This is a genomic window from Mycobacterium sp. (assembly GCF_019247615.1).
Lineage (GTDB): Bacteria > Actinomycetota > Actinomycetes > Mycobacteriales > Mycobacteriaceae > Mycobacterium.
In genome coordinates this window covers 1-3833 of sequence record NZ_JAFBAT010000099.1, presented here as the reverse complement: position 1 = coordinate 3833, position 3833 = coordinate 1, and the positions used below count along the sequence as shown (strand labels likewise).

At 66.8% G+C, this 3833-nt stretch carries 4 protein-coding genes; 2 read left to right on the top strand and 2 right to left on the bottom strand.

Going from position 1 to position 3833, the window contains the following annotated elements:
• Positions 1-54 precede the first annotated feature (54 nt).
• Positions 55-1110, bottom strand: coding sequence for a sulfate ABC transporter substrate-binding protein (locus JO059_RS06670; protein WP_293315307.1), 1056 nt, complete (start codon positions 1108-1110; stop codon positions 55-57).
• A 329-nt stretch (positions 1111-1439) separates the two neighbouring features.
• Positions 1440-1634, bottom strand: coding sequence for a hypothetical protein (locus tag JO059_RS06665; protein ID WP_293315306.1), 195 nt, complete (start codon positions 1632-1634; stop codon positions 1440-1442).
• A 55-nt stretch (positions 1635-1689) separates the two neighbouring features.
• On the opposite strand from JO059_RS06665, the gene JO059_RS06660 reads away from it, so the two are divergent.
• Both JO059_RS06660 and JO059_RS06655 read left to right on the top strand, forming a co-directional pair.
• Positions 1690-2925 (top strand): FAD-dependent oxidoreductase, encoded by a 1236-nt coding sequence (locus tag JO059_RS06660; RefSeq protein WP_293315305.1) that lies wholly within the window; start codon positions 1690-1692, stop codon positions 2923-2925.
• Positions 2926-2998: 73 nt separating this feature from the next.
• On the top strand, positions 2999-3833 hold an 835-nt coding region (locus JO059_RS06655; RefSeq protein WP_293315304.1), incomplete at its 3' end, for a trehalase-like domain-containing protein.

Below are 3833 nucleotides of genomic sequence, written 5' to 3'. Positions count from 1 at the left end.
CGTCGCCGTCTATCTCGGGCCGGATCGCCTCGGGGTCCGGCGTCACAGTGGTCGTCATCCGGTGACCTGCGTGTAAATCTTCGTGATGCTGCCGGTGTTCTTGTCGAACAGCTGCGGGTCCGCCGTCGCCCAGCCGCCCAGGTCGGCAATCGTCCACAATTTCGCGGGGGCGGGATACCGATCTCGGAAATCGGCGGCCACGGCCGGATCGACCGGCCGAAAGCCGGCCTGCGCCCAGACCTTTTGCCCCGCGGCGGTGTACTGGAAGTTCTTGAAAGCGACGGCGGCATCGAGGTGCTGGCTGGTGGTTATCACCGCCAACGGGTTCTCGATCTTGAAGGTCTGCGGCGGGTTGACGTGCTCGACCGGTTTGCCCGCCCGCTCGGTCGCGATGGCCTCGTTCTCGTAGCTGATCAACACGTCACCGCTGCCTTGGACGAAGACGTCGGTGGCTTCCCGCCCCGATGCGGGACGCATCTTGACGTGTTCGCGCACCAGTTTGTTGACGAAGTCGATGCCGGCCTGACCGTTGACGCCGCCTTCGCTCTTGACCGCATACGGCGCAAGCAAATTCCACTTGGCAGATCCCGAACTCAGCGGGCTGGGCGTGATGACCTCGACGCCGGGCCGCAGCAAGTCATCCCAGTCCTTGATGTTCTTCGGATTGCCCTTGCGCACCACCAGCGTCACCACCGACCCGAAGGGAATCCCCTTGGTAGCGTCCGCATTCCAATCTTTGGAAACCTTGCCCGCCTTGACCAACCGGGTGACGTCGGGTTCCACCGAAAAGTTGACGAGATCGGCCGGCTTGCCCTCGGCCACGCCGCGTGACTGGTCGCCGGAGGCACCATACGAGGTGATCACCTGCACACCCTTGCCCTCGTCGGAGGCGTTGAAGGCGGGAATCACCTTGCTCCATCCGGGTTCTGGGGCCGAGTAGGCAACGAGGGTGAGACTTGTGTGCCCGTTGCCGGGCTCGCTGCCGCCGACGACGTCGCTGGGACCGCCCTGGCACGCGGCGACGCCGACGGTCAGGCCGACGGCCAGGGCGAGGACACCGACACGACGGACAGACCGCCGGCGACGTCCGCTGCCGATGTCTTTGACCATTGGCGACCTTTCAGTGCGGGACCTATGATTTCGGATCCCGTGCCATCGGACCAGGCTGGAAAGGCGCTTTGAACGTCAGGAGAAATTCGACTCCAACCAGACCGCGCACGGGTTCGGGAGTCAGCGACAACAGTGCGCGAAGACGCCGCATTCCAAGCCGCATTCCAAGGCAAGGGATGTCACGCGCATGTCGCGAAGCCTAACAGGAATTCGCTGGGCCGCCACCGGGATGCGCCGTGGAGTGCGTCAGCGCGTCAGTAGCCACGTGACGATCACCAGGATCACGAGCGTGACCAAGACCAGCGTCACGTGGGATCGAGGCATGCGCGTTACCCAGGCGTCCCATCGGCGTGGCGGACACGTCTCATCAACGCGATGCTCTTGCCGAGAAGGGCGTCGAGCAATGCCGCTGCGACGTAGGCCACCAGCAGCACGACGGGCATGACCACCATGGCCTGCAGGACGAAAGCGAGACCGGAAAGCCACAACTCGTTGCCGTCCCACCAATTCAGGAACCCGTTCATCGGGCTCAACCCTATTCGCACCGGGACCGTAAGACCAATGTGTCAAGATCGCCGCATGCCCCCCGAACCCTCCCAAGCTGACGAAACGACCTGTCTGATCGCCGGTGGCGGGCCGGCGGGCATGATCCTCGGGCTGCTCTTGGCCCGCGGCGGCGTAAACGTCACGGTGATGGAGAAACACGCCGACTTCCTGCGCGACTTCCGGGGAGACACCGTGCACGCGAGCACCCTGCGGCTACTGGACGAGCTGGGTCTGGGGCACGCGTTCGAGCGGGTTCCGCACCGGCTGGTCGACACCATCCACATGGAGATCCAGACAGCGCCGGTGAACCTAGACCTGACGCGCCTGCCCGGCCCGCATCGGCACATCGCCCTGGTGCCGCAGTGGGACTTCCTCGAGATGGTGGCCACCGCGGCCGATGCCGAGCCCACCTTCAGGCTGCTGCGCAGCACCGAGGTGGTCGGCGTGATCCGCGAGGGCGGCCGGGTCGCGGGCGTGACGTACCGCAACCCGACCGGAGAAACGCAGCAAATGCGGGCGCAGTTGACGGTGGGCTGCGACGGCCGTTATTCGACGGTGCGTTCGGCCGTCGGCCTCGTCCCGAAAAGCTACGGCGTCCCCATGGACGTGTGGTGGTTCCGGTTGCCCCGCCATTCTTCAGATCCCCGCGGACTGTCGGGCATCCTGCGCGCCGGTCACGCGACGATCGTCATCGATCGCGGCGACTACTACCAGATCGCCTACATCATCCCCAAGGGGACCGACGCCAAGATGCGCGCCCAGGGAATCGAATCGTTGCACAAGGCTCTCGTCGGGATGGTGCCGTGGTTGGGCGACCGTGTCGACGCGTTGACGTCGTTCGACGACGTGAAATTGCTTGACGTGCAGCTCAATCGGCTTGCCCGATGGTATGCCGACGGCGTGCTGTTCATCGGTGACTCCGCGCACGCCATGTCGCCGGTGGGCGGTATCGGCATCAACCTCGCGGTGGCCGACGCCGTGGCCGCCGCCCGGATCCTTGCGGACCCGTTGCGCGCCGGGGTGGTGTCCACGCGGGAACTGGCCCGGGTGCAGCGGCGGCGGTTGCTACCGACGATGATCCTGCAGGCGGCGCAACGCTTCATCCACGCGAAAGTGATCGCGGGAGCAGTGTCGGGTACCGATCACCGCCCGCCGGGCGCCGTGCGGCTGGTGAGCCGGTCGGTGGCGTTGCGCCGGCTGGCCGGCTACCTGATCGCCATCGGTCCGCTGCCCGAACATGCGCCCGCGTTTGCCAGACGGGAAGGGTGACCCGCGACACTGCCTGCCCGACAGGTAGGGCAAACATTGGACGCCGGGCGGGTCGACGGTCGATGATGTCGGGATGGTCCTGCACGCCCAGCCTGCCGACCAACCCCCCGATGCGGGCCCTGACGAGGCGATTGAGTCGGCCCACGAAGCGGCCTTGGCCTCGGCGATCGACCTCGCCTCGCCGGGGACCTCTCCGGGGCCCCTCGAGGCCAGCGGGTCGCTGCGGAACCCGTTCCCGCCGATCGCCGACTACGCGTTTCTGTCGGACTGGGAGACCACCTGCCTGATCTCGCCCGCGGGGTCGGTGGAATGGCTGTGCGTGCCGCGGCCGGACTCCCCCAGTGTGTTCGGCGCGATCCTGGACCGCAGCGCGGGCCATTTCCGGCTCGGCCCCTACGGGGTCTCGGTGCCCTCGGCCCGCCGCTACCTTCCGGGCAGCCTGATCATGGAGACCACCTGGCAGACCCCCACCGGATGGCTGATCGTGCGCGACGCGCTGGTGATGGGTCCCTGGCACGACATCGAGCGCCGCTCGCGGACCCACCGGCGCACCCCGATGGACTGGGACGCCGAGCACATCCTGCTGCGAACGGTGCGTTGCGTCAGCGGGACCGCGGAGCTGATGATGAGCTGCGAGCCGGCCTTCGACTATCACCGCGTGGGGGCCACCTGGGAGTATTCCGCCAACGCGTACGGCGAGGCCATCGCGCGCGCCAGCAGACAACCGGATGCGCATCCCACGCTGCGGCTGACGACCAACCTGCGGATCGGGCTCGAGGGCCGGGAAGCGCGGGCCCGCACCCGCATGAAAGAGGGCGACGACGTGTTCGTCGCGCTCAGCTGGACCAAGCATCCGGCGCTCCAGACCTATCACGAGGCGTTTGAAAAGATGTGGCAGACCACCGAGT